General features: G+C 32.7%; 25 protein-coding genes and 2 tRNA genes. 11 read left to right on the forward strand and 16 right to left on the reverse strand.

Annotation, left to right across the window (positions count from 1 at the left end):
- Window positions 1-44 precede the first annotated feature (44 nt).
- The 4 genes from cobM to petC are packed head-to-tail and all read right to left on the reverse strand — an operon-like array spanning window position 45 to window position 3,191.
- Window positions 45-800: a precorrin-4 C(11)-methyltransferase gene (gene cobM / locus MK115_RS02720; RefSeq protein ID WP_025945723.1), complete on the reverse strand. Its 756-nt coding sequence runs from the start codon at window positions 798-800 to the stop codon at window positions 45-47.
- On the reverse strand, window positions 793-1,686 hold the full coding sequence (lgt, locus tag MK115_RS02725) for a prolipoprotein diacylglyceryl transferase (protein ID WP_287608946.1): 894 nt from the start codon (window positions 1,684-1,686) through the stop codon (window positions 793-795). The genes cobM and lgt overlap by 8 nt, the downstream gene beginning before the upstream one ends.
- Window positions 1,687-1,696: 10 nt before the next feature.
- On the reverse strand, window positions 1,697-2,629 hold the full coding sequence (gene petA / locus MK115_RS02730) for a cytochrome f (RefSeq protein ID WP_502923585.1): 933 nt from the start codon (window positions 2,627-2,629) through the stop codon (window positions 1,697-1,699).
- A 25-nt stretch (window positions 2,630-2,654) separates the two neighbouring features.
- Window positions 2,655-3,191: a cytochrome b6-f complex iron-sulfur subunit gene (gene petC / locus MK115_RS02735; protein WP_011817974.1), complete on the reverse strand. Its 537-nt coding sequence runs from the start codon at window positions 3,189-3,191 to the stop codon at window positions 2,655-2,657.
- Between the two features lie 123 nt (window positions 3,192-3,314).
- Here petC and MK115_RS02740 point away from each other — a divergent pair, with 123 nt between their 5' ends.
- The gene (locus tag MK115_RS02740) at window positions 3,315-3,632 is read left to right on the forward strand and encodes a DUF3067 family protein (protein ID WP_209127690.1); all 318 of its coding nucleotides are present in this window, start codon (window positions 3,315-3,317) and stop codon (window positions 3,630-3,632) included.
- On the opposite strand, the gene tatC is transcribed toward MK115_RS02740, so the two are convergent.
- From tatC to MK115_RS02755, 3 genes are all read right to left on the reverse strand, one after another.
- A complete protein-coding gene (tatC, locus tag MK115_RS02745; RefSeq protein ID WP_025933237.1) occupies window positions 3,601-4,359 on the reverse strand; it encodes a twin-arginine translocase subunit TatC in 759 nt (252 codons plus the stop codon). The genes MK115_RS02740 and tatC overlap by 32 nt on opposite strands.
- A gap of 80 nt (window positions 4,360-4,439) precedes the next feature.
- Entirely contained in the window at window positions 4,440-4,700 is a 261-nt protein-coding gene (locus MK115_RS02750; protein ID WP_011376025.1) for a hypothetical protein, read from the reverse strand.
- Window positions 4,701-4,729: 29 nt separating this feature from the next.
- Window positions 4,730-6,430, reverse strand: coding sequence for an NFACT RNA binding domain-containing protein (locus MK115_RS02755; RefSeq protein ID WP_287609033.1), 1,701 nt, complete (start codon window positions 6,428-6,430; stop codon window positions 4,730-4,732).
- A 73-nt stretch (window positions 6,431-6,503) separates the two neighbouring features.
- Between MK115_RS02755 and gmk the strand changes: the two genes are divergently transcribed.
- A complete protein-coding gene (gmk, locus tag MK115_RS02760) occupies window positions 6,504-7,058 on the forward strand; it encodes a guanylate kinase (RefSeq protein ID WP_100883317.1) in 555 nt (184 codons plus the stop codon).
- A gap of 14 nt (window positions 7,059-7,072) precedes the next feature.
- Here the strand turns inward: gmk and psaJ are convergent, their stop codons facing one another.
- Entirely contained in the window at window positions 7,073-7,207 is a 135-nt protein-coding gene (psaJ, locus tag MK115_RS02765) for a photosystem I reaction center subunit IX (RefSeq protein ID WP_011862490.1), read from the reverse strand.
- Window positions 7,208-7,234: 27 nt separating this feature from the next.
- Complete coding sequence (locus MK115_RS02770) at window positions 7,235-7,789, reverse strand: photosystem I PsaF protein (subunit III) (protein WP_011817979.1); 555 nt, start codon at window positions 7,787-7,789, stop codon at window positions 7,235-7,237.
- Window positions 7,790-7,863: 74 nt separating this feature from the next.
- Between MK115_RS02770 and tsaD the strand changes: the two genes are divergently transcribed.
- The 3 genes from tsaD (at window position 7,864) to MK115_RS02785 (ending at window position 10,484) form a co-directional block, all read left to right on the forward strand.
- On the forward strand, window positions 7,864-8,934 hold the full coding sequence (tsaD, locus tag MK115_RS02775) for a tRNA (adenosine(37)-N6)-threonylcarbamoyltransferase complex transferase subunit TsaD (protein WP_287608983.1): 1,071 nt from the start codon (window positions 7,864-7,866) through the stop codon (window positions 8,932-8,934).
- 5 nt (window positions 8,935-8,939) lie between these two features.
- On the forward strand, window positions 8,940-9,116 hold the full coding sequence (locus tag MK115_RS02780; protein WP_025933243.1) for a high light inducible protein: 177 nt from the start codon (window positions 8,940-8,942) through the stop codon (window positions 9,114-9,116).
- Window positions 9,117-9,278: 162 nt separating this feature from the next.
- A complete protein-coding gene (locus tag MK115_RS02785; RefSeq protein ID WP_287608985.1) occupies window positions 9,279-10,484 on the forward strand; it encodes a cation:proton antiporter in 1,206 nt (401 codons plus the stop codon).
- Here MK115_RS02785 and gltX read toward each other — a convergent pair whose 3' ends face one another.
- The 6 genes from gltX to MK115_RS02815 form a co-directional block, all read right to left on the reverse strand.
- The gene (gltX, locus tag MK115_RS02790) at window positions 10,485-11,915 is read right to left on the reverse strand and encodes a glutamate--tRNA ligase (RefSeq protein ID WP_287608986.1); all 1,431 of its coding nucleotides are present in this window, start codon (window positions 11,913-11,915) and stop codon (window positions 10,485-10,487) included.
- A gap of 17 nt (window positions 11,916-11,932) precedes the next feature.
- A tRNA-Asp gene (locus MK115_RS02795) sits at window positions 11,933-12,006 on the reverse strand.
- A gap of 149 nt (window positions 12,007-12,155) precedes the next feature.
- A complete protein-coding gene (locus MK115_RS02800; RefSeq protein WP_002807701.1) occupies window positions 12,156-12,350 on the reverse strand; it encodes an SH3 domain-containing protein in 195 nt (64 codons plus the stop codon).
- 35 nt (window positions 12,351-12,385) lie between these two features.
- A tRNA-Trp gene (locus MK115_RS02805) sits at window positions 12,386-12,458 on the reverse strand.
- Window positions 12,459-12,511: 53 nt separating this feature from the next.
- The gene (gene rplS, locus MK115_RS02810) at window positions 12,512-12,982 is read right to left on the reverse strand and encodes a 50S ribosomal protein L19 (protein ID WP_287609010.1); all 471 of its coding nucleotides are present in this window, start codon (window positions 12,980-12,982) and stop codon (window positions 12,512-12,514) included.
- Between the two features lie 32 nt (window positions 12,983-13,014).
- The gene (locus MK115_RS02815) at window positions 13,015-13,323 is read right to left on the reverse strand and encodes a PepSY domain-containing protein (protein ID WP_032519451.1); all 309 of its coding nucleotides are present in this window, start codon (window positions 13,321-13,323) and stop codon (window positions 13,015-13,017) included.
- A gap of 95 nt (window positions 13,324-13,418) precedes the next feature.
- Here MK115_RS02815 and map point away from each other — a divergent pair, with 95 nt between their 5' ends.
- Complete coding sequence (gene map, locus MK115_RS02820) at window positions 13,419-14,258, forward strand: type I methionyl aminopeptidase (protein WP_287609014.1); 840 nt, start codon at window positions 13,419-13,421, stop codon at window positions 14,256-14,258.
- Between the two features lie 3 nt (window positions 14,259-14,261).
- Here map and MK115_RS02825 read toward each other — a convergent pair whose 3' ends face one another.
- A complete protein-coding gene (locus MK115_RS02825) occupies window positions 14,262-14,981 on the reverse strand; it encodes an SDR family oxidoreductase (RefSeq protein ID WP_287609016.1) in 720 nt (239 codons plus the stop codon).
- A 154-nt stretch (window positions 14,982-15,135) separates the two neighbouring features.
- Between MK115_RS02825 and MK115_RS02830 the strand changes: the two genes are divergently transcribed.
- The 5 genes from MK115_RS02830 (at window position 15,136) to MK115_RS02850 (ending at window position 18,497) form a co-directional block, all read left to right on the forward strand.
- Window positions 15,136-16,245 (forward strand): DRTGG domain-containing protein, encoded by a 1,110-nt coding sequence (locus MK115_RS02830; protein WP_287609018.1) that lies wholly within the window; start codon window positions 15,136-15,138, stop codon window positions 16,243-16,245.
- Window positions 16,246-16,270: 25 nt separating this feature from the next.
- Window positions 16,271-16,783: a hypothetical protein gene (locus MK115_RS02835; RefSeq protein ID WP_011817989.1), complete on the forward strand. Its 513-nt coding sequence runs from the start codon at window positions 16,271-16,273 to the stop codon at window positions 16,781-16,783.
- Window positions 16,784-16,849: 66 nt separating this feature from the next.
- The gene (locus MK115_RS02840) at window positions 16,850-17,347 is read left to right on the forward strand and encodes a YajQ family cyclic di-GMP-binding protein (RefSeq protein ID WP_287609022.1); all 498 of its coding nucleotides are present in this window, start codon (window positions 16,850-16,852) and stop codon (window positions 17,345-17,347) included.
- A gap of 28 nt (window positions 17,348-17,375) precedes the next feature.
- A complete protein-coding gene (locus MK115_RS02845; RefSeq protein ID WP_287609023.1) occupies window positions 17,376-17,585 on the forward strand; it encodes a DUF8662 family protein in 210 nt (69 codons plus the stop codon).
- A 108-nt stretch (window positions 17,586-17,693) separates the two neighbouring features.
- On the forward strand, window positions 17,694-18,497 hold the full coding sequence (locus MK115_RS02850; RefSeq protein ID WP_287609025.1) for a prohibitin family protein: 804 nt from the start codon (window positions 17,694-17,696) through the stop codon (window positions 18,495-18,497).
- The last annotated feature ends 108 nt before the right edge of the window (window positions 18,498-18,605 follow it).

The following is an 18,605-nucleotide window of genomic DNA, read 5'->3' on the forward strand; positions in this document are numbered from 1 at the left end:
TTTTACTAATTATAGTAATTAATATTTTTCTATCAACTTTAAGATTATTTATTCCTAAAGAGATGCTTATAAGATGGATTATAAAGATTAGATCTTTTTTGAGAATTACTAATTGCTGGGCTAATTATGTAAATGGTTGTTCTAATTAGTTTTTTCTCAATAGAAAATTTTTCCATATCTTTTAATTCTATTAATGATGTCCAACCATCATCCCAAGATACTCTAAATCCAACAATCACTTTAGTCTCTGGAGGGTAAAACTCTAGTAAAGTTTCTTGAGACCTTTTCACATGCCTAGCACTTAGATATAGACATATAGAGGAATTGTGTTTCGCAAGATCTTTCAGAGATTCTTTTTCGGGCATCCCTGTTCGCCCTCCTGCTCTAGTTAAAATTATTGTTTGCGTTACGTCAGGGATGGTTAACTCAGCTTCATGATATGCTGCAGCAACTTGAAAAGCACTTACTCCAGGAACAACCTCGATTTCAATTTTTTCGTTTTTTAAAATTTCGATTTGCTCTCTAATTGCTCCAAAAAGGCAAGGGTCTCCATCATGCAACCTTACAACAGTTTTCCCTGCCTGAAATTTTTCTATCATAATTGAGGTGATTTGCTCTAAGTTGAGCGAACTCGTTTTTATTTTTTCAGAACCTTCTTTAGCAGAATCTAAAATCTTTTCAGGAATTAGAGAATCAGTCCAAATAATGACATCTGCAATTTTTATCTTTTTTAATGCTTTTAAAGTTAATAATTCTGGATCGCCTGGACCAACACCAATAAAGGATATTTTGTTATCCATTCTTTCTATTTTTCCCACTATATGTTCTCAATCTTAAAAAAAATATTCCAATTAATCCAGAAGAAAATAGAAAAATACTTATAAATTGAGCCATTCTTATACCGCCATCACAGAAAGGTGGAAGTCCACCAATGCATAGTGGGTCAGTTCTTAAACCTTCAATCCAGAATCTTCCAAAGCTATAACTTATTAAATAAAGACAGCTAATAAAGCCAGGCCTGAAAAAATCTGTTTTATTTTGTTTATTAAAGGTAATAATAAGGACGATGAAAATTAAAAGATTCCACAATGACTCATAGAGAAATGTAGGATGAAAAAATTCATAATTAAGAAATTCTAAAGGCCTATTTTGGATAGGTATAAATAATTTCCAAGGCAAATTTGTAGGAACTCCAAAGGCTTCATTATTGAAAAAATTTCCCCACCTTCCTATTGATTGTCCAAGAATAATCGAGGGTATTAATATATCTATAAAAGTTTTTAAATTAATTTTTTTCGACTTACAGAAATAGATAATAGATATTAATCCTCCAATTAGACCTCCATGGATTGCTATGCCTCCTTCCCAAACTGCAAGAAAAGAAGGTATTTGAATGATGTTATTGAATAGTTCAAAAGAAGTAAAAAAGTTCTCTCCGCTATATTGCCTCCACTCAAAAATTACGTAATAAGCTCTAGCTCCAATTATTGAAGAGATTATTAATGATGGAAGTATTTCACTAATGTACTCTGGGTTAATATTTCTTGCCTTTGCTAGTTTTTTAGAGACAAATAGGCCTATTAAAACTGAAACCGAAATAAGAAGTCCGTACCATCTAATAGTTATAAATCCTAAATTTAAAAAAGTTTCTCCTGGAGATTGTATAAAAGCTTGAAGTATAAGCATTTAGAGAAAGTTAGATACCCTCTGCTGCTTGCACTTTTTCTACTTGTTTTTTCTTTAATACTAAAAGTATTTGTGTTAAGCCTACACCAATGAAGAATGCAATCAATCCAATAACTCTATAAGGGCTCTGAAGTACAACCTCAGCATCTAATTGCCCAAAGCCACCAACGTTGGGATCATTAGTAAGAGGGTCACCTACATTAATTTTGTCTTGCGCTTTTACGATAAGTTGAGGACCAACAGGCACTGCTTCAGTAGTTATTTCACCATTATCGTTTTCTATATTGACTTGATAGCTACCATCTTCAATTGTTTCTATTGAATTTATAGTTCCTGCGGTGGAAGAAGTGAATACTACATTATTGCTCTTGTCTCCAGTTGGATATACCTGACCTCTACCTCTATTGCCTCCAATATGTAACGAGTATTTCCCATAGTGATATTCTTTATTAGTGGATGGGTCAGGGGAAAGTACAGGGAAAACGATTTCTTTATTGGTATCGCCAGGTAAAGGTCCGACAATAATGATATTATCTTTCTCTTCACTGTAATTAGTGAAATAAACCCCTTCTGTCTCCTCTTTTATTTCTTCGGTCCATCTTTCTTGTGGAGCAAGTTTAAAGCCATCAGGCAGCATTACAACAGCACCAACTTGTAATGGGACTTCCGAACCATCAGCCCCTATCTCTTTTAAATCATTTTTGTAGGGTATTTTGACTACAGCTTTGAAAACACTGTCTGCTCCAACAGATTGTGGAACCTCTGCAATTGTAGGCATCTGAGCTAGATGACAATTTGCACAGACTATCTTACCTGTGGCTTCTCTTGGGGATTCGTAGTTTTGCTGAGCCCAAAATGGATAAGCAAAACTGATCTCTGGATAAAATACAATGCTTGAAATGAAAAGCAGAGTACAGATAAATAAACTTGTTTTTTTCATGATTTGATTTTTAAGACCTTTCATTTTTTTATGCCCACCATGGATTTTCATTAGTTCTAAAGTCAGTTTCTGACCATTGTTTGACGAGTACAGCATCATCTTCAATATCGACATGAGCTAGAGCTAAAGATAAAGGCGCAGGCCCTCTTACTACCTTCCCGTTAGTATCGTACTGACTGCCATGACAAGGACATATGAATTTATTAGCACCACTATCCCATGGGACAACGCAACCTAAATGAGTACAAATTGCATTTAAACCAAATTCTCCTATTTCCCCACCCTCATTAACTATTAAATAAGTTGGATCTCCCTTTAGACCCTGAACTAGACTTCTGTCTCCTGCTTGATGGGTAGCTAACCAACCTGTCTTAGTTATTGGATTCCCTAATTCATCTTTAGCAGAAGTTCCACCTCCACCACCGCCTGCTCTTAAAGGCATGAAATAATTCGCTACAGGGTAAAGGGCTCCTAAAGCTACACCAGTTGCAGTACCAAATGTAAGAAGATTCATAAATTGCCTTCGACCCATTGAAGGGACATCATTGGAACTTAATTGAGTCATTCGCTACTTGGTTCTGTTATTTATTAGTTATTATGGAGCAAATTGTTCAATTTCTGTTGCAAATAGATAGGACTTTTAATAATTTAAAGTAAAAGTTTAGGAAGTCTTAATTAATTGATTTAAATGAACCCATTGCTAGTAGATGAAGTTATACATTATTTGATTCATCGCTGGGGAAAAAAATATGATTTTAGACTCTTTAGAAGAGGAAAATTCGTGTATTTTCAAATGATGTGGGGATTTCTTGGACAGGAATCATTCCCTTTAAGTGAAGATGAATATAAAAAATCGATAGCTGATAAAATCGAGATTTTAAATAGATGTGGATATTCAGAAGAAGTAAGGGAATGGCTAAAGAAAGTCAATGCTAAGCCAAGGTTAGGTAGAGCTGTCAGCTTGCAATTAAATCTTAATGAGAAGATGAAAGAGTTTTTGACTTAAGATTTTCTGATAAGTAAGTTAATCCAGTACCCACAAAAAATAAAAACACAATCGATATAGATAGCAATGACATAGTCAATGGGTCTGTTGAAGGGGTAATCACTGCAGATAATATTGCAGAGGAAATTACAACTATCTTCCAATTCGAAATCATTTTTTCTGTTGTGATTATTCCAAGAGAACCAAGAATAAATTGTAATACTGGCAATTGAAAAGCTATTGCAGTGCTAGACATTAATAAGAGAACAAAATCAAAATATCTTTCTATAGACCAAGTTGGTTCAACAATATCAGCACCGAAACTAATGAAGAAATTTATTGCTGCAGGGACTAATATCCACCATGAAAAAATTAATCCTAAAAAAAATAGAAGACCTGAACCAAAAACTGCAGGCAAGATAAGGCTTTTTTCTTGTTTTGTTAAACCAGGAGAAATGAATAATATTATTTGATAAAAAATATAAGGCATAGAAACTATCAATCCGCTGTAACCTGCAACTTTAATAGCGACAAATAAAAACTCTCCTGGAGCAAGTTGTAGTAAATGAATATCACCAGCTGGGATTTCTAAAAAAGATATTAATGGCTTTATGATGAGAAAACTAAAGAATATTGAAATAAGTATTGAGTAAATTGAGTTTAGTATCCTTTGACGAAGCTCCTCTAAATGATCACTAAAAGTCATCGAATCTGATAATTTTTTTTCACTTTGACCTGTACCTCTCATTATTATTTGATAAAAATTGTGTAAGAAAAAGGTTTAAAACTACTATTGTCAAAGTCCAATTTATTTTTCGATAAACTTAATTATTTGCTTAATTTAGGATTTGTTGGATCTGGTAATAAGAAAGGAGGGGCATCATTTAAAGATGATTCACCATAAGTTTCATATTCTCTATATCCACCCATTTTCCCATTTGTTTTCATTAAAGCGCTTACGAAGGCAAGTAGTAAGAAAACAGTAGGAGCTCCAATTATTAATGCAGCACCAAATAGATATCCAACAATAAATTCTGGAAAACTATGATTTCCTAAAAATTCATGAGTGCCCAAAAGAAAATCAAACATTTAGATTTAAAAATTTTTTTTATTATAAACTAAATTACTGTTTTAAGATTTTTTTTAATGTAATCTTCTCCTCTTGTAGGATTTCCCCAAATAATTTCTCCATTTTTAAAGGAAACGCAACCCGGTCCTCCGTTTTTGATTTTTTGCAAATCTTTAATCTTTACTAAATTAATTGGAACTTTAATGTTTCTTTTTGCCTTACTAAATAAAGCAGCTAAATCTGCAGCTATTTGAAGATCTTGTTCAGATGCTACTTGAGATGAAGACTTCAAAACTACATGACTGCCTGGTGATTCCTGTGCATGAAACCATAAATCGCCTTTTTTTGAGAACTTAAAGCTTATTAAATCATTTTGCCTCATATTTCGCCCTACCTGAAGCTTTAATCCTGTGGGAGTGTCAACTTGAATTGGTGAAGACTCTATCTCATATGTACTTTTCTGATCTTCTCTTTGCTTCTTGATATTGATATTAAACTCGTTACAAATTTCTTCCATAATTTCTTCTAGTAGTTTGATTCTCATAAAAAGTTTTTCATGATTTAAAGAATTTAAATTTTCTAGAAGCGTAGTGAATTCGTCTAATCTCTCTATATTTGTTTTGTAAATACTTAATCTTTCTTTTATTAATTCTCTAGATCTCTTTAGTTTTTTTGATTTTTTATATAGTTTTTGTCCCTTTATAATGTCTTGTTTTTTAATTTCATGTGAAGAGAATATATTATCAGCTTTTTCTTTATATATCTCGTAGTTTTCTGATTTTGTCAGAAGATCATATTGAATATTTAAATTCTTTTTCTCAGTATTGGTCTGTTTAAAAATTATCCCTTCAATTTTCTTTTCCAATAATTCAAGTTTTTTTTGTTTCAGATGATAATCATAATAATTCTCTAAGCTTGTGCATAAATCTATTTTATTTTCGCAATTAATTTCCTTATCAAAAAACCAAACGCAATAAAAATCTTTGTTGAATGTAGAAAAGTTAAAGTTATTGTTTTTAAACCTGTTTATCCAAATCTTCCAATTTTTAAATATCTCCTTTAAGTCTGAGTTGCTAATGAAATCAATATTTTTTTCCATTATTTCTGAATTAACAGTTGCGCTAACAACCTCTAATTGTTTTGTGAGGATAGGGCTTACTCCTTGATAGGTATTTATTAAACAGTATTTCAAAGACTCAGGTACTATTGAAATTGAGTCTTTCCATGATTGAAAAGACTCATCTTCTCTAGGTTGTTTTTTGAGATTGACTGGAGGGCCAGAATAAATTGATCCTGTTGAAATTGTTCTAAAACTAGATTGACTTGATTTAATTTGTTTACCAACGGCAATTATTTTATGTTTATTATCCAGATAAAAAATATTACTATGTTTTCCCATTAATTCAAAAATTAAATACTTATTAATTTCATCTCCAGGTTTTTTCGCAAAACTAAATTTTATAACTCTCTCGAAATCATCTTGATCAATCGAAATTAAAGCCATATACTTTAATCCGTATCTTATTTGTTTAGAAAGTGTGCTTTCTCTCCCAATCTTTTCTGGCTTATTTATCTTTAGTATTCTAGGAGAGTCTCCATTCCATGAAACTTCTAACCATGTTTGAGAATCAACTCCTCTGAAACATAATTGAATTGTATTAGGCTCTGGTTGTTGGGCAGTCTCAAACTTTGTAGGTAAGATGTTCTTTGTCAAATAATGCAAGACAGATCTAATAGATGTAATATCCATTATCTGTGGAACACCTTTTTGCATTATTCCTTTTTAATTCACAAGATGTTTATTTTACTGTAAAAAATTTAATATGAAAAATCAAAAAAAACTTATTATCCTTACTGGACCCAGCGGGGTAGGTAAAGGAACAGTTGTTAAAGAAATATTAGGTAAAGAAAAAAATTTTTGGCTTTCAATATCTGCAACTACTAGAGAACCTAGAGAGGGAGAGAAGGACGGAGAAAATTATTATTTCTTAAACCAAGAAAAGTTTAAAGAAATGATTGAACAAAACCTTTTCCTTGAATGGGCTCAATTTGCTGGAAACTACTATGGAACGCCTTTGTCTTCTGTTAATGAGAAAATAAAAAAGGGATTTACCGTACTACTTGAAATTGAAGTAGAGGGTGCAAGGCAAATAAAAAATAAGTTTCCTAATTCACTGTCAATATTTTTACTTCCTCCGGATAAAGAAGAGTTAGAGAGAAGAATAAGAAATAGAGGTACAGAAAAAGAAGAGGCAATTAAAAAAAGACTCTCAAGGGCTAATTATGAGATTTCAGTATCAAATCAATTTGATTTTGCATTAACAAATCACAATGTTGATGAAACAGCAAAAAAAATAATCAAGTTAATAAAAACTTGATTATTTTCTATTTATCAACTCATTGGATGGAATAATAAATCTGGGAAAAACCTATTAAATTCAATAATTATTCCAGCTGTAAGGCTTAGCCAAATTGCTGCTACCACTGGAGCAGATCTGACAAATTTTGTGTTTAGAATTTTGAACATTTGTTTTATGAAAGTTTTTAAGGATGTTTAGCGAGGACCATTAAGTGTAATATTGTTATCTTTCTCTCTTAAATCTCCATTTCTACCTTGTTTATTAGCAAGAAGAGGCCATTGCGCTCCTTTTACAAGACATTTTCTGGCTAAGTCTAGGTCAATAATGATCTCAAGATCTGCTGGATTCTTAGTCTTTTTTGATTCAATCAGATACTCTCTTCCTGACCAACCTATAATTCCAGCAATGTAAATGAACAATACTCCTGGAATAAGTAAATCTCCTTCATGACCTCTATTTAAAAGGGCTCCCCATGGCTCAAGAGGAGGTCCAATTATTAAATGTGGAAGACCATCATCTCCGCATGATGCTTTTCCGTATCTTTCAAATCTTGCGATGTCTTTTTGAGTAGTTGCAGAATTTGCTCTCTCAATGAATTTAGGATTTTCAGAGCATTTTGTGAGGGCTGAAGCAGTATATTCTGTGCTAGCTCTATCTGCGTTTAAGGCAGGCCCATTTGCAGCTAGAGCAATTGGAGTAATTCCGAGGAACAGAAAAACTGAGGTTATGATTGAAAAAAAGAATTTCATAAGTTGCAATCTTTAATTCCTTATAGTGTGTTAAGTAAGAAATTAATATTAAAATAGAACAAGTTGAATCAAAAATGCATAAAGTTTTAGCTATTGAAACAAGTTGTGATGAGACATCTGTCTCAATAGTTTCTAATATTGGCGATACTTTCAGAATACATTCAAATATAATTGCCTCTCAAATTGAAGATCATTCAAAATGGGGAGGAGTTGTGCCTGAACTTGCAGCTAGAAAGCATTTAGAGTTATTACCTTTTGTTTTAGATAAGGCTTTAGAAGAATCAAAAATCAAAATTGAGGAAGTCGATTATATTGCATCAACTGTAGCTCCTGGATTAGTTGGTTGTTTACGAGTTGGCTCTATAACTGCAAGATCACTTTGCATGTTACATTCAAAACCATTTTTGGGAATTCATCATTTGGAGGGGCATTTATCTTCAATTCTATTTTCAGAAAACTATCCAAAGAAATCTTTTCTTACATTACTTGTTAGCGGCGGGCATACTGAATTGATAAAGGTTGATGATAGAAGGGGAATGCAAAGACTTGGGAAAAGTTTTGATGATGCTGCTGGAGAAGCCTTTGATAAAGTTGGCAGACTATTAGGTCTTAGTTATCCAGGAGGACCGGCAATTGAAAAGATTGCTAAAAATGGGGACCCAATGAAATTTAATTTACCAAAATGTAGGATTTCTGATAAAAAAGGTGGATTTCTTAAATATGATTTCTCTTTTAGTGGTCTAAAAACTGCCGTATTAAGATTAGTTGAGAGAATAAATTTGGATGGGAAGACCGTTCCAATTCCTGATATTGCTGCAAGTTTTGAGAGAGTAGTGGCAGAGGTCTTGGTAGAGAGAACAATAAAATGCGCAGAAGATCATAGCTTGGATAATGTAGTTGTGGTTGGGGGAGTGGCTGCTAACAATACATTAAGAAAAATGATGATTAGTGAAGCTAGTAAAAAATCTATTAAAGTTCATTTAGCTCCTCTTGATCTTTGTACAGATAATGCGGCAATGATTGGAGCGGCGGCGTTGTTCAGGATCAAATTTAAGGATCATTTAAGTTCCCTTAAATTAGGTGTCGCAGGAAGACTATCAATTGAACAAGCAAATACCCTTTATGAAGAAAACCCTCCTTTCTAATTTCAATGAACAAACAACCTAAAATCGAGATTAAAGAGACAAAAAACTTCGTTGATAAAAAGGAACTGAATTTGTGGAAAAGAGGTTTTACCCCTCAAGCTGAAATATGGAATGGAAGGATGGCAACTGTTGGTATAGGAATTATTTTTATAATTATTGCTTTAATAAGCCAGTTTTCTTAATAGAAATAAAATTAATTTTCTTAAAAGTATTTTTGAAAGAATTTTTTAAAATACTCTTGTTCAGCCGATGAATTAAATTAAAAAGTATTGTATTTATTGGACTTGAGATAAGATTATTGATTTAATCAAAATAATTAATATTTTTATTATTTATAATTTTATATGACGCCTGAAAGGCTTGGATTACTTTGGGGGATAACTGTATTTGCAGGTGCTTGCGCTCGATTATTTTCTTCTTTTACAGGATTCCCAAGTGTTGTTATTTTATTGCTTTCTGGATTATTCATTGGAAGATCAGGATTAGGACTTGTTGAGCCTTTAGATCTCGGGCAAGGGCTTGAAACTATTGTGGGGCTTTTGGTCTGTTTGGTTCTTTTTGAAGGGGGATTAAATTTAAAACTGCCTGAGGGGAATATAAGAAATACTGTTTTGAAAATTTCATTGGTAAGACTTTTTATTTCATTATCAGCTGGAATTTTTATTGCTCATTGGCTGGCTGGCCTCTCATGGCAAGTCGCAGGAATATATAGTGCCATAGTTCTAGCTACTGGACCAACAGTTGTCTCTCCATTAGTGGAACAAATAAAATTAGCTTCCCCACTCTCGGAAGTTTTAAAAGCTGAGGGGTTGTTGCTTGAACCAATTGGTGCAGTACTAGCATTACTGCTTTTAGAACTGACTTTAGGGGACCTTCGTGGGATTAACGATGTATTTATAGCATTAATGCAAAGATTAGGGGGAGGAGTTTTAATCGGATTAAGTGCAGGATGGTTACTATCAGAAATTTTAAAAAAAATAAAAAATGAAGCCTCATTTGGTATAGAGCTTCAAGTTACCCTTGGATTTATTTTCCTTGTGTATGGAATTTGCGAATATTTTTTACCAGAATCAGGCTTGCCGGCTTCAGTCGCGGCAGGTTTTATTGTAGGCAAAAGAGAAGTTATAGATAAGGAGAGATTGGATAATCTAATAGGTGAATTAGCTCAATTAGCAATAACAGTTCTTTTCCCTCTTTTGGCCGCTGACGTTTCTTGGGGTGAATTAAGTCCGCTTGGCTGGGGAGGGGTTGTTTGCGTTTTTATGTTGATGGTAATTGTTCGCCCTATCTCTATCTGGATAGCAACAATGGGGAGAGACTTGAACTTAAAAGAAAAAATATTTTTAGCCTGGTTAGCCCCAAGAGGTATTGTTACTGCAGCTGTAGCTTCTCTTTTTTCTATCAGATTAGAGCAGGCTGGTATCCTTGGGGCTGGCCGTCTACAAGGTTTAGTTTTTCTTACTATTTTGATGACAGTAGGAATACAAGGACTTTCAGCTAAACCTTTGGTAAATAGACTTAAATTAGGCCAAAAAAATAATTTTGATTGATTAAAGACATCTTTCAATTCGAGTTCTATCAGTTTTACTCTCTGCGAAAAGCTCCCAACTTTGAATTAAATCTGGCCCACTGAGAGATCCAAAAAAGGCTACTCTTAATGATTTCATTAATATCCCTTTTTTAATATTATGCTTTTTTGAGATTTCGTTTATTATTTCTTTGGCTTTCTCTTTATTTAGTTTTATAGTATTTTGCTCAATTAAATAATTTAAGATTAGTTTTAAAGATAATTTGCTTTCCCGGTTTTCCAGAAAATCTTGACCTTCTTTTTGAATTGTAGGTATTAAGAAAAATGGTTTTGATTGATCAATTGAATCTTTTAAAAGAGTCATAGAGTCTCTAATCAAAATTGCTAATTTATTAGCCCATTCTTGAGATGGCGGCTCCCAACCATTGTCATCCCAGTATTTTCTCATGATCTCAATTAACTTTATTGATTCCATATTTTTTATATATTGAGAATTAATCCAGTTGAGTTTTTCCCAACTAAATTTGGCTCCAGCTTTATTTATTTCTGATAAGTCAAAAATTTCAGATATCTCTTCAAGTGAAAGTATTTCTCTGTCGGCAGATTTTGGAGACCAACCTAAAAAGGCCATATAGTTCGATAAGGCCTCAGGTAAATATCCCATATCTCTAAATTCGTCGATTGAAGTAACGCAATCTCTCTTAGATAATTTTTTCCCTTCACTATTTAGTATTAAGGGTGTATGCGAAAAAGTTGGCAAATTAAAATTTAATGCTTTATAAATCAATATTTGTTTTGCAGTGTTCGAGATATGGTCTTCACCCCTTACAACATGAGTAATATTCATGAAATTATCATCAACTACAACTGCAAGATTATACAAAGGATCTCCAATCTCATATCCCTTTGCCCTTCTTGACAAAACTAAATCACCACCCAAATCCTTCCCTTGCCATTTGATTTCGCCTCTTATCTGATCTACCCATTTAATTTCAATTTTTTCATCAATCTTAAACCTTATTACTGAAGTCCTCCCTTGGGATATGAATGTTTCTATTTCTTCTTTTGAAAGACTTCTGTGTCTATTATCATGCTTTGGAGGTAATCCTTTCTTTTTTTGTTCTTCTCTTAATTCAGATATTTCATCTTCTGTTGTAAAGCACCTATATGCAGCTCCACATTCCAATAGCTTTTTGATATAACTTTTGTGAATCGAAATTCGGTCACTTTGCTTTATAGGTTCTTCATCCCATTTAAGTCCAAGCCATTTCAAGCCCTCTAATATATTTTTTGTATATTCAGATTTAGATCGAAGAAAATCTGTATCTTCTATTCTGATAAGAAATTTTCCACCTATTTTTTGTGCATACAACCAATTGAATAGTGCTGTTCGCGCTGTCCCAATATGAAATAAACCCGTTGGACTCGGGGCTAGTCTTAAACGTTTTTCCAAATTTCTTTTAGAAAAAACGGGACCGACGGGATTCGAACCCGCAACTTCCGCCGTGACAGGGCGGTGCTCTAACCAGTTGAACTACGGTCCCAGAGTTTTGTTCTAAATTTATTTAGAACTTCATTCTTAAAATTATCAGATCATAATACTTAATTTATGGGGTTGTAATAAAAAAAATTTATTAATTTGAGGATTTACAGAAATAATTAGTTTTTTAACTGCCTTAGTGTAAACAACTATTTATTTTTGAGGTCTAAAACCAGCAGGTTCTATCAACCTAACTTGGTTGCCTCTAGCGGTAAATTCTCTGCCTTGGTCACTTTGTACGACAACTCTCCCACCAGACTTAACTCTGATGACTCTTGCACGAACCCATCCTAAAGCTGCTGATTCGAGGACTTTAACTACGTCCCCAGGTTGAAGATCTAACTCCATCTTATGAAAAAATGATTTACATAATGTTGATCAAACGCGTCGTGGAGGACTTGAACCCCCGACATCAGGTTTTGGAGACCTGCGTTCTACCAACTGAACTAACGACGCATTTAAATGATTATAAGCGTCTTTGTGACCAATAAGTTGATTAATTTACAACTTTATCGATCAAAGCGTTGTTTTACGCGAGTAGCTTTTCCTACTCTATCTCTCAGATAGAATAACTTAGCTCTTCTTACTTTACCTCTACGTTCAACTTTTAGAGAGGCAACCTGTGGACTATGTAGCATAAATACTCTTTCAACACCTATACCCTGAAAAATTCTTCTAACTGTAATAGTCTGGTTAATACCTCCATGCCTTTTTGCTATGACAACACCTTCATAAGGTTGGACTCTTTCTTTATTACCTTCTGTAATTTTTACTCCAACTTTAACAGTGTCCCCAACATATATTTCAGGTAATTCTTTTTTTAATTGTTCATTCTCAAATTCCTTAATAAGATTGGATGCGCTTAAGGTTTGCGTAGTCTCAGAAACCGTATTTTTTTCTTTTTGTTCAACTGCTACATCAACTGATGCGTCAGCTTTAATACCGGTTTCTAATTCCTTCTCTTGTTTCTCTTTGGCCATTTTGGTCTTTTTTATCCTACAAGTTCTATATCTTAACCTTTTGACTCGCCTTTAGTAACCTTTTTGGTAAATGAAATTGTTTTTGAAAACATTTGGAATCCTGTTACGAGCATCCATAAAACTCCAAGGGAATTCAATATTACGTATATAAGTTCTCCATTATCTCCAAGCCATTCGCCCTCATGGAGAGACATTAACCAATGAACTTGTTCTCTAGAGTAACCTAGTAAATCTTTTGAAACCCTATAAAGAAGACCAGTAATTGAAGATATAAATAATGGAAGAAAAACCCAGGGCGCCAAAGCCTTATGAAATTGCCTAGAATTAAATAAAGTTTTCATTTTTGTTTCTTTCCCATTGTTATTGATAGATTTAAGGTAGCCAAGACCATAAAGGCTATTTTGAAGATATTTACCTATTACTATTATTTATTCCAATGAGACATTTTGCAGATCTTTTGTTAAATAAAAATAATTCCAAAGCTAATGATCAAGTTCCTTTTATTCAGAGGAGAAGAGGAATTGAAATAAAGTCTTCACGTGAAATAAATTTGATGAAAAAATCTAGCAGGATTGTAGCAACTGTTTTGAGGGAAATTAATGACTTAATTAAACCTGGAATGAGTACAAAAGATTTAGATGATTTCGCAGAAAAGAGGATAAAAAGTTTTGGAGCTGTGCCAAGTTTCAAGGGCTACCATGGATTCCCTTCTAGTATTTGTTCTAGTATTAATAATGAGGTTGTCCACGGTATTCCAAGTAAAAATAAAATAATTAAAAATGGTGACTTGGTTAAAATTGATACAGGGGCATATTTAGATGGTTTCCATGGAGATAGTTGTATATCAATTTGTGTAGGAGAAGTTAGTCCAAAGGCTCAAAAACTTAGTGATATAGCTTATAAAGCATTGTATGCGGGGCTTTCGAAAATCAAGGCAGGGAATACACTTCTAGATGTGGCTGGGGAAATCGAAGACATTGTTGTAAAAAATGGCTTTAGTGTTGTAGAAGACTATACAGGTCATGGAGTTGGAAGAAATCTTCATGAAGAACCATCGGTATTTAATTTTCGGACCAAAGAATTGCCCAACGTCGTCCTTCGTGAAGGAATGACATTAGCTGTGGAACCTATTGTTAATGAAGGGACTAAATTTTGCAAAACATTAAATGATAGATGGACCGTAATAACAAAAGATGGAAAATTATCGGCCCAATGGGAGCATACAATAGTTGTTTTAAAAGATGGTATTGAAATATTGACAGATAGAGATTTCTAAAAACTATGATTTGTAGTTATAGATAATTTGGCAATACAAAAAATTAAAAAATTCTTTCAATGGGAAAAGTATATAGGTTAAAGGGTTTGGACTAATTATTACTAAATAATTTTTTGAATTGGCTAAATCATAAATTTTTTTAGAAACAAATTTGGGACTCATTATTCCGATAGGATTTAGTTCTGATTTAAAAGGCCCTAAGATGATTTTTTTAATTATTAATTTTTTCTTTGTATTTTTGTCCAGAAGATTTTTTTTGAAAGAAACTAATTGACCAATAAGGGATTTACTAATCTCATATGACGGATTTAGGGCGGGTAATATTTCTGCTTCAGATGTATTTATCCAAATCTCTTTTTTTATTAGTGAATCATTGCTTAGAGCAATATCTTCAAATAAATTTAAAAATTTGAATTTGCTTAATGCATTTATTTCTATTGAGTTTTCATAATTGGAATTTTCTCTACTCAAATCATAGATACCATGGTTCAAAATTAAAATATCTATCTTTTCTAATTGTTTTTTTAATGACGACTCCTTCCCACATTCCCATTTAATCCATTCATTTGGAGATTCAAGATTTATTTCATAATTAGTTTTACTATGAGTAAATCCAATCACTTTATATCCTTTTTGACGAAACAACTTTGTTAATTCTTTCCCTAGCGCACCTGAGGCTCCAGTAATCCCTATAGTTTTTTCGTTTTTGGTTGAATTTATCATTTTGCTTGATTTTTATGAGATACCAAAGAATTAAAATAAATTTACCAAAAAAAGATTATTTATTTTTTTATTTGATTAAAACTCATAAATAAATATTTGTTTAGTTCTGAAAAAAATATTATCTTAAACCTATTAATAAATAATTTACTAAATTATGAGCGATATATTATTAATTGGCTCATGTGAGCCATTTAGTGGTAAGTCTGCAATGGTTCTTGGGATAGCAAAAAAACTTTTACAGAAGAAAAAAAAAGTACGCATAGGAAAACCTCTAGCAACATGTATTGAACTTACTAATCTTCCTTCAATGTCTTATGAAGGATTAATAGATGATGATGTTAAGTTTATTGGATCTACATTAAATATCGAAGAGGAGAATTTAATTTCTTCAGTAGGATTATTGGATAATATATCAGCTGAAAAAAGAATCTTTAATAAAGACTTACTCCCAGGAAAAGGTTTTGATCAGATTGAAGGATTGGTTAATGATGATTTTGAAGGTCTGAATATTTTAGAGGCAGCTGGAAGTCTTCATGAAGGTATGATTTATGGCTTAAGTCTCCCACAACTAGCTAAGGATTTAGATGCTGAAGTTTTAATTGTGAATTTATGGGAAGATTGTAAAAGCGTGGATGCATTACTTGATGCGAAAAAACAATTAGGTGAGAAATTGGCTGGAGTTGTATTGAACGGAGTTTTGCCGCAAGAAGTCGAAAAAGTTAAAAATGAAATAATACCTTCTCTTAAAGATCTGGATATTGAAGTGTTTGGGGTGATGCCTAAATCACCACTTCTTAGAAGTGTCACCGTCGGTGAGCTTGTAAGAAGACTAGATGCCCAAGTAATTTGTTGCCCTGAAAAAGATCAATTACTTGTTGAAACATTAAGTATTGGTGCAATGGGGGTAAATTCTGCAATGGAATTTTTCAGGAGAAGACGAAATATGGCTGTAGTTACTGGAGCTGATAGAACTGATATCCAACTTGCTGCTTTGGAGGCTTCGACTCAATGCCTTATTTTAACTGGTTTAGGAGATCCTTTGTCACAATTGATTCATAGAGCGGAGGAATTGGAGGTGCCAATTTTAAAGGTGGAATTAGATACTCTTTCCTCCGTAGAAATTATTGAACAAGCTTTTGGTCATGTCAGAATACATGAATCAATTAAAGCTTCTTATGCTATTCAATTAGTTCAAGAGCATGTAAATCTAAAAAGAATTCTCGAAAAGATAGATTTTCCCTGCAATTTTTCAGATAAATGCTAATTTCAAATATAGGAACTATATTATTTTGAGTCGCTCTTTAGATCTACCAGCAACTGAAGGTGTTGATGCCTTAGCTCAAGAACTTGCAAAACTCCAAGATAATGGGAAAAGGAGAATTGCTTTTTTAGGTAGTAGACACGTACCGGTTGTAGATATCCACTTAATTGAGTTGATAGCAAGGTCGTTAGCAGAGGAAGGACATAATATCCTTACTTCTGGATCTCAAGGTGTCAATGCAGCTGTTATTCGAGCTGTCTTAGATATTAATCCATCATTATTAACTGTCTTATTACCACAAAGTCTTGATAGACAAATACCCGAAATAAAGGATCAACTTGAAAGGGTTATGCATTTGGTTGAAAAAAGTGAAAATGATGAATTACCTTTGCCACTTGCAAGCAGTCTTTGTAATCAAGAAATTATTACTAGGTGCGATCAATTAATATGCTTTGCCTTTCACGATAGTGAAACTTTGCTAAATAGTTGTAGATGTGCTGAAGAAATGGGCAAAGTGGTTAGTTTGTTATTTTTTGATTAAATTAATCCATTTCCCCTTATTAAAAGATGATTTATGCTAATAATATTTAGCGTTTAATAATTTACTATGGCAGAAAGTTTTTCATTTGATGTAGTTTCTGATTTTGATAGACAAGAATTAGTAAACACTTTGGATCAAGTAAAAAGGGAAATTTCTCAGCGTTACGATCTGAAGGGCACAGACACTTCAGTTGATTTAGATAAAGAAAATATTTTTATAATCACCAATAGCGAATTAACCTTAAATGCTGTTAATGACATAATTAGACAAAAGGCAATAAAAAGAAACTTATCTTTAAAAATATTTGACTACGGTGAAATTGAAATGGTTAGTGGTAATAGAGTAAAACAGACAATTTTATTAAAACAAGGAATTAAACAAGAAATCGCAAAAAAAATCAGTAAAAATATTAGAGATCAAATAAAAAAAATTAATGTCAGCATCAATGGAGAAACACTCAGAGTTGCTAGTAAGAGCAAAAATGATCTTCAATTAGCAATTAAGCTTGTTAGTGAGTTGGAAGAGTCTTTGAACATTCCTCTAAAAGCTAATAACTTTAGATAAGATCTTTAGTAAGATTATTTTTTAAAATATGGCAGATTATTCAGAATCTCTCATTAAATCATTGATTAAGAAAGTAAAAGAATATCCTCGTTTTTCAAAAGAAGAAATAGAGAAATTTTGTTGGATGGCGGTACATGAGCATAAGCATGGTGTTTTACCCTCTGAATATGACATTAGGGAGATAGATGAGGAACTTTATTTACAACTTTTGCAAGAATTGAAATCAAATATTAAATAATTATTTCTATATTTCTTTTTACAATTATTAAAAAAATATTTTAATTAAATGCCTTATTAATGCACTAATTAGTCTATTTAAATATGATTAATTAAAAGAAAAAATTTAATGTCAACATCCTTTAAAAATGTCACACCAACAGGTCCTGGTGGGACAGCAACATTACTGATTGTATTGTCTTTTACTGGCTTTCTTTTGCTCACCCAATCATTATTTGTTGTACCTTCTGGACAAGTTGCAGTTGTTACAACACTAGGGAAAGTAAGTGGCCCCTCTAGGAGAGCTGGTTTAAACTTTAAACTTCCATTTATTCAGTCTGTATATCCATTTGATATAAAAACTCAAGTTCAACCCGAAAAATTTGAAACTTTAACTAAAGATCTTCAAGTTATTAGGGCTACAGCTACTGTTAAGTATTCAGTAAAACCTAACGAAGCAGGAAGGATTTTTGCAACAATTGCAAGTAGAAATAGCGATGTTTATCAAAAAATTGTTCAGCCATCTTTGCTAAAAGCTTTAAAATCAGTTTTTTCTCAATATGAGCTAGAAACAATTGCTACTGAATTCGCCGTAATCTCTGAAAAAGTAGGTGATACCGTTGCGCAAGAACTGAACTCATTCGATTATGTAGATGTTAAAAGTTTAGATCTTACTGGATTAGAGATTGCTGAAGAATATAGAGCTGCTATTGAACAAAAGCAAATAGCTGGTCAGCAATTACTAAGAGCAAAGACAGAAGTTGAAATTGCTGAACAAGAAGCACTTAGATATGAGACATTAAATAGAAGTCTCGACGATCAAGTACTTTTTAAATTATTCCTAGACAAATGGGATGGCAGTACTCAAGTTGTTCCTGGCTTGCCAGGTTCAGAAGGAGGTACTCCACCAGTAATAGTTGGTGGTAAAAGATAATTAAAAAATAATTTTTCTCAAAGCTTTAATCATTTACTTATTTTTCTTTAAAGAAAGACTAGTAAATGGTTATTTTTTAATTGCATTAAAAGATTCGTCAAGAGCTTC

The organism is Prochlorococcus sp. ALOHA_ZT_50 (assembly GCF_022447305.1).
In the GTDB taxonomy this organism is placed as follows: Bacteria; Cyanobacteriota; Cyanobacteriia; order PCC-6307; family Cyanobiaceae; genus Prochlorococcus_A.